Raw genomic sequence first — 7,087 nt, 5'->3', positions numbered from 1 at the left:
AACACGCTGGCAAAATCAAGCCATCTGCAGCCTCCCAGTTCTACTCGTTGGTGACATAAGCTATCCTCATCATATCGGCTTTGTACGACTCAACCGCCTTACCGCGACAGAACCCTCTCGAACGCCGCGCAACGCATAGGCCGATACGGCTGGGTTTTCGGCATTCACGAATGCGTGCGACCAGTTGGGTGCGAGGGTGGGGCCGCTTGTCGTGGCGGCAGTGCTCGCGACGCGCGGCGACTACCAGCTGGCGTTTGCTGTCATGGCCGTGCCCGCCCTAATTAACCTGTGTTTTCTCACGGTGGCACGCCTGGTTTTTCCGCGTCCCCAGGACATGGAGCAGCGCACGCCGAGCACGGGAGAGGCGGGGGGCTTCCCGACACTTTACTGGGTCTACCTCGCCGGCGCGGGTCTCGTCGCGGCAGGCTTTGCCGACTATCCGCTCATCGCCTATCACTGGGTCAAACATCACACGCTGACAACAGAATGGATTCCAATCTTCTATGCCGTGGCGATGGCAGTGAGCGGCGGAGCGTCGCTCGTGCTCGGCCGCCTGTTCGACCGCTACGGATTTAAGGTGCTGATCGGATTGACCGGCGTCTCGCTATTCTTTGCGCCACTAGTGTTTTTGGGCGGCAATTTCGGACTGGCAATTCTCGGCGCCGCGCTGTGGGGCATGGGCATGGGCATGCATGGCATCAGAGCCCCCGATTGCACGCTAGGGAAAATCACTACCTCCGCCCTGCAGAAACCCCTTGGTGGACTTTCGTATCGAAACTATAATCTTTCGAAACAAGGGCGTTATTTTCGAGATTAGATATATGCTGGCAAACAAGAGTTCCCTGAGGCGGCGCCTGCAGATCGTTGAACTGGTCCGCAAGCGCGGCGAAGTTTCGGTCGAGGAGCTCAGCCTGGCGTTCGACGTGTCTAGCGTGACGATTCGCACTGACCTCACCTATCTCGAGGAGCAGCGTTACCTCGTCCGCTCTTTCGGGAAAGCTCGCTATCTCGCCCAGCGGTCGGGAAATAACGTCCTCATTCCGGAGGCCGACGGTGCGGCGCGAAAGGCTTGGGAGACGGCGATCGCCCGTTTCGCGGCAGAGGCCGTCGATGATCATCAATCGCTGATGCTGGGCGCTGGGGACATAGTCCACAAGATCCTGCCGTTTCTCTCGGACAGGGCGAACCTCGCGCTGCTGTTGCAGGACATTGGAATGGCACAGACCGCGCAGCGCTTCGTTCACTGCGAGTTACTGCTTACAGGCGGGCAGCTTGAGCAAGGCGCCACGGCGTTGACTGGTCCCGACGCGGAAGCGGCGGTGACGCGCAGATCAATCGACCTGTGCATCCTGGAGGCGTCGGGTCTTGATCGGGACGGCAATCTTCTTTGCGCAGATCCCGCAGTTGCGCGCGTATCTGAAGCGGCTAGGCGAGGTGCCGCCCGCACGATCGTAGTCGCATATCAGCCGCAACTGGCTGAGCACGACGGAAATGTTTTCGGGAACGTTTCTGACATCGACGCTCTTTTGCTCGATGACGGAATTGACCCGCCGACAATGGAGCTGATGCCGAGCAAGGGCCTCCAGCTCCACAGAAGGGAAAGCGGAATTCTTGAGTTTCGCAAATGCACAGCCTAGTCCACTGGCAGAGGAAGACACACCATGAATTTGAAGCAAAACACCATCGTCGCAGCGCTGGCTGCTATCGCCTCGTATGCCGCTGTTCCGATGGCGCACGCCGATCAGGTCACTATCGGTGCATCGCTTCTCACGCAGCAGCATCCGTTTTACGTAGCTCTGGCCGATGCGATGAAACAGGAAGTGCAGAAAGACAACGCGAAGCTGTACATCGCGATTGCACATCAGAACCTGAGCAAGCAGATTGCAGAAATCCAGGATTTCGTCACCCGCAAGGTCGATGTCATTATGATTTCGCCCGTTGACTCAAAGCGCCATGGCTAACACTGAACTCCACAAAGCCGGCAAGGCCGGCTATATCCTGGCGATGGGTGAGATCCTCGTCGAAATTATGGCGACGGAGCGCGGGCAGTCGTTCCGGCGCCCGGGCACCCTGATCGGTCCGTATGCGAGTGGCGCTCCGGCGATTTTCATTGACCAAGTCGCGCACATAGGCAGCCGCTGCGCGATGATCGGTTGCGTGGGTGGTGACGACTTCGGCGCGCTCAACGTCGAACGCCTGCGCTCCGACGGTGTCGACGTATCGGGTATCTCGGTCATCAAATCCGCCACGACTGGTAGCGCTTTTGTCACATACCGGGAGGACGGCGAACGCGATTTTATCTTTAACATTGCCAACAGCGCTTCGGGGCAATTGTCGGTCGGCAACATCAGGGATGACCTGCTGAAGGACTGCAAGCACTTCCATGTGATGGGGTCGTCGCTGTTTTCGTTTCGCATCATTGAAGCGATGAAAAAGGTTATCGAGATTGTCAAGGGCCACGGCGGGACGGTGAGCTTTGACCCGAACATCCGCAAAGAAATGCTGCGCATTCCGGAAATGCGGGAGGCGCTGGACTTCATTCTCGATTACACGGACGTCTTTCTGCCAAGCGGACATGAAGTGACGCTGCTCGCCAGCGCAAGCACCGAGCACGGGGCTATTGAAGAACTGCTAAAGCGCGGGATTCGCGAAATCGTCGTCAAGCGCGGCAAGGATGGATGCAGCTTCTATGATGGGCTGAATGAAATCCATATTCCCGGCTTTCGAGTGCAGGAAATGGATCCGACGGGCGCCGGCGATTGCTTCGGCGCAACGTATATAGCCTGCCGCTTGCAGGGATTCGGTGCAGACAAAGCGTTGCGCTACGCATGCGCGAGCGGTGCGCGGGCCGTCACTTGCCGTGGACCGATGGAAGGGACAGCGACGCTTGCCGAACTCGACGAATTCATTGCGAAAGCTGGGGAGCAAACCGATGCATAACATCGTGGCGCGCCTGGCCGGTGAAAATCCGGCGGCGCAAAAGATGAAAGGGATCTATTCCATCTGTTCTGCTCATCCCTGGGTGCTGGGCGCGGCAATGAAGCAGGCACTGGACGATGGCACGCCGCTTTTGATTGAGTCGACTTCGAACCAGGTTGACCAGTTTGGCGGCTACACGGGAATGAAGCCCGCGGATTTTGTGCGTTTCGTCCACCTTATTGCAGACCGCGTGGGGCTTTCCAAAGACAGACTGATTCTAGGCGGCGATCACCTTGGCCCCAACGCATGGCGAGCTCTTCCGTCCGAAGAGGCGATGCAGCGAGCGGAAGCGCTCATCGACGCGTATGTGGCAGCGGGGTTTTCGAAAATCCACCTCGACACCAGCATGAGCTGCGCTGGCGATCCGGCTCGACTCTCAGACGCAGTGGTTGCGCAACGAGCCGCGCGTCTGTGCGCCGTTGCCGAGGCGGCAGCCGAGCGCGGGACCAAGGGGACGAAACCGGTCTACATCATAGGCACGGAAGTGCCCGTGCCGGGTGGTGCTGCCGAAGAGCTCGAAACGGTAGAGGTCACTCGCTGGGAGGCCGCGCTGGATACCGTGGCTGTTCATCGCGATGCTTGGCGTACCCATGGGCTGGATGCCTCCTGGCAGCGTGTTATCGCGCTTGTTGTCCAGCCGGGCGTTGAGTTCGACCATACCAAGGTTGTTAATTACAAGCCGGAACTGGCGACCGAACTTTCGAAAGTCCTTGCCCAGCTGCCTGGCATGATTTTCGAAGCGCACTCGACTGATTACCAGAAGCCAGAAGCACTGGCCGCGCTGGTGCGGGACGGTTTTGCCATCCTAAAGGTGGGACCTGGCGTGACCTTCGCGCTGCGCGAGGCACTCCACGCGCTGGCGGACATTGAATCCGAACTGATGGCAGAAAGTGGCCGATCAAACCTGCGCCAGATCGTCGAAAGGGTAATGCTGGCCAAGCCGGGCAACTGGGAAAAATATTACCACGGTGATGACAGGGAAAAGCGACTGTTGCGCACGTACAGCTACAGCGATCGCGTCCGGTACTACTGGGCCGATCCCGAGATCGAAGCAGCGGCGCAGAAGCTGATCAGCAACCTAAATGGGGTCGCCATCCCCGAAAACCTGCTAAGCCGTTACCTGCCGGAACAGTATTGGCAAGTTCGTCGGGGCGCGATCGACGCATCCCCGATGAGCATCGTGCAGAGCAAGGTCCGGCACGTCATCAGTAAGTATGCGGCAGCGTGCATGGTCTGAAGGCGTGCGCTCATGGCGGGCTGGCATATCGTCAAATGAAGACCGGGATGAAACAAAAGGAGACGCACATGCGGATGAACGACAAGGTCACCTTCGTCATCGGGGCTGCAATCGGGATACACACGGGGATGACGTCGCGGGATTCCCGCTGGAGTTGAATTCACGTTCGGACAGGCGATCAGATCAGCTATTCAAGACCCACATCGGTCTATCAATCGCAGCCGAACCGGTCGAATCTGACCGGAGGCACCTATAGAAACGCGCGATCAAGGAACAATATGGTCTCTAAGTCAAACACCTCTTACGATTTTACGGATGCTGTTGTTGTGATCACTGGCTCAGCGGCCGGAATCGGACGAAAAGCTGCGGAACTATTTGCAGACGCGGGTGCCACCTTGGCGCTCATGGACCGCGCAGAGTCGGTCAAAGAAGTGGCCGCAGGTTTGGGCTCCAAACATACCGGTTGGGTTGTTGATGTCACTGACGCCGAGTCGGTAACCGCGGCGGCGAATGAAATTTTGGCGCTTTGTGGTCGCGTGGACGTGTTAGTCAATAACGCTGGTATCGGACCCCTTGCGCCGGCGGAGAATTTTCCATTAGAGACGTGGGACAAAACAATCGCCGTCAACTTAACCGGACCATTTTTGGTCGCCCGAGCGTTCGCGCCACTCATGCTCGCGCGGAAAAGCGGAAGGATTATAAACTTGGCGTCGCAAGCCGCAGTCATTGGCATCGAGGGTCACCTTGCCTACTGCGCGAGCAAGGCCGGAATCATCGGAATGACAAATTGTATGGCGCTCGAATGGGCACCTAGGGGAGTTACGGTCAACGCCATTTCACCAACGGTGGTTGAGACCGAACTAGGTCTAAGTGGGTGGGCGGGCGAGATAGGGGAGCGAGCCCGAGCCGCAATACCAACTCGTCGGTTTGCGAAGCCTGCCGAGATAGCGTCCGCCATAATGTACCTGGCGAGCACGGAAGCGGCCATGATAAATGGCGCAAACCTGATGGTCGACGGAGGCTACACCATCACCTAAGTCTTACGCACATTAAGTGATCGGGTCGATGTAGCCCGGGCTTCGTCATACGAGAGAGCGACCAACCAATCGTAAATCCTCTCGTGCGTTGGTTCATGTAAACGGCGAGATCCGTCTGGCTTGCTGGGTAAATAGTCAAGAAGAAATACTGAACGTCATTTTACGGTGGTGCAGCACCGCTTCGGAATCAGGTTTTCAGTTCCCGGCAGGGCTCATTTAAATGCAGTATCCGACTTTTTTTGGAGAACTAAGAGTTATCTCGTAAATATCTTTTCGCTTATATAGTAATTCGGCTGCGAGCATTTCATTCATGATTGAGGCGCTCCGCCAAATTTCGGTGCTTGATTAATATTAAGGAGACGGAAATGAAGACAAAACTATATCGTAGTCAGGGAATGCGCACGTTATGCCGTCGTCTCACCGTGATTGCGTCCGCGTGTAGCATCCTGGGTGTATGCAGCGTTGCGCATGCCACCACCGTGACGATCGGCGTACCCAACAATAACGATCAGATTGAGCTCAAGAAGCTGTCACCAGCTTTTGAAAAGGCTAACCCTGACATTCAGTTGAAATGGGTGGTGCTTGAGGAAAATGTACTTCGTCAGCGCCTGACGACGGACATCACGACCAACGGCGGCCAGTTTGATGTTCTGGCGATCGGAACATACGAGGCGCCGTTGTGGGGGAAGCGAGGGTGGCTCGTTCCAGTGAAAGACCTACCGGCGGACTACGACCTCAACGACCTGTTCAAGACCGTGCGCGACGGGTTATCTAATGACGGTAAGCTTTACGCGCTTCCGTTCAACGCAGAAAGTTCGATGACGTTCTATCGAAAGGATTTGTTCGCGGCAAAGGGTCTGACGATGCCCGACCACCCCACCTACGAACAGATCCAGGGATTTGCTGAAAAATTGACGGACAAGGAGAACGGCGTATATGGCATTTGCCTTCGCGGCAAGGCGGGTTGGGGGGAGAACATGGCTTACGTCGGTACCCTCGTTAACACGTTTGGCGGCCGATGGTTTGACGAGCAATGGCATGCACAGCTCACCTCTCCTGAATGGAAGCGCGCAATCGGATTCTACGTGAACCTCTTGCAGAAATACGGTGCCCCTGGAGCCAGTTCGAACGGATTCAACGAAAATCTTTCCTTGATGACAAGCGGCAAGTGTGCCATCTGGGTCGATGCAACCTCCGCTGCCGGCATCCTGTACAACAAAAAGGAATCTTCGGTGGCAGACAAGGTGGGATTCGCGGCGGCCCCAGTCCAGGATACAGTTAAGGGCTCTCACTGGCTGTGGTCTTGGGCGCTCGCGATCCCAAAGACGTCGAGATCGCAGGATGCAGCAAAGAGGTTCATCGCGTGGGCGACTTCGAAAGAATACATCAAGCTGGTCGGAGCCGATATCGGCTGGGCATCCCTCCCACCCGGCACCAGACTCTCGACCTACCAGCTGCCTGAATACAAGGCTGCTGCTCCGTTTTCAGAGTTCGTACGGAACGCGATCGAGACGGCGGATCCAGATCATCCGACCGCGAAGCCGGTGCCATATACCGGCGTGCAGTTCGTCGGCATTCCGGAGTTCCAGTCGTTTGGCACGGTAGTGGGTCAAAGCATCTCGGGTGCGGTCGCCGGGCAAACGACCGTCGATCAGGCGCTGAAGTCCGGGCAGGCGATAACTGATCGGGCGGTACGCCAGGCCGGCTACCTGAAGTAATGCACGCGCTGCAATCCGGCGCGGCAGAGCGGGCCGCGTGACATACAAGGCACGGCCCGCGCATCGAGAGGTGACACGATCATGAGTCAACTTAATCCCCCCCTCCCACACGGTTA

At 57.2% G+C, this 7,087-nt stretch carries 6 protein-coding genes and 1 pseudogene; all 7 read left to right on the top strand.

The features are described from left to right. Nucleotides 1-172 precede the first annotated feature (172 nt). Nucleotides 173-817, top strand: a pseudogene (locus tag M0D69_RS42975) (MFS transporter); the annotation flags it as partial. Nucleotides 818-821: 4 nt separating this feature from the next. Then, complete coding sequence (locus tag M0D69_RS42970) at nucleotides 822-1,637, top strand: DeoR/GlpR family DNA-binding transcription regulator (RefSeq protein ID WP_301787865.1); 816 nt, start codon at nucleotides 822-824, stop codon at nucleotides 1,635-1,637. A 24-nt stretch (nucleotides 1,638-1,661) separates the two neighbouring features. Next, complete coding sequence (locus tag M0D69_RS42965) at nucleotides 1,662-1,961, top strand: hypothetical protein (protein WP_301787864.1); 300 nt, start codon at nucleotides 1,662-1,664, stop codon at nucleotides 1,959-1,961. After that, nucleotides 1,954-2,940 carry a sugar kinase gene (locus M0D69_RS42960; protein ID WP_301787863.1) on the top strand — a complete coding sequence of 329 codons (987 nt, stop codon included), beginning with the start codon at nucleotides 1,954-1,956 and terminating at the stop codon, nucleotides 2,938-2,940. The genes M0D69_RS42965 and M0D69_RS42960 overlap by 8 nt, the downstream gene beginning before the upstream one ends. Then, nucleotides 2,933-4,216, top strand: a complete 1,284-nt coding sequence (locus tag M0D69_RS42955; protein WP_301787862.1) for a D-tagatose-bisphosphate aldolase, class II, non-catalytic subunit — start codon at nucleotides 2,933-2,935, stop codon at nucleotides 4,214-4,216. Before M0D69_RS42960 ends, M0D69_RS42955 begins: the two co-directional genes overlap by 8 nt. A 278-nt stretch (nucleotides 4,217-4,494) precedes the next feature. Further along, nucleotides 4,495-5,253: a GolD/DthD family dehydrogenase gene (locus M0D69_RS42950; protein WP_301787861.1), complete on the top strand. Its 759-nt coding sequence runs from the start codon at nucleotides 4,495-4,497 to the stop codon at nucleotides 5,251-5,253. A 395-nt stretch (nucleotides 5,254-5,648) separates the two neighbouring features. Continuing rightward, entirely contained in the window at nucleotides 5,649-6,971 is a 1,323-nt protein-coding gene (locus M0D69_RS42945) for a sugar ABC transporter substrate-binding protein (RefSeq protein WP_301787866.1), read from the top strand. Nucleotides 6,972-7,087: the final 116 nt, after the last annotated feature.

This window comes from Caballeronia sp. SEWSISQ10-4 2 (assembly GCF_030464885.1).
Classification (GTDB): domain Bacteria; phylum Pseudomonadota; class Gammaproteobacteria; order Burkholderiales; family Burkholderiaceae; genus Caballeronia.
This window is presented reverse-complemented; position numbering and strand designations above follow the sequence as displayed.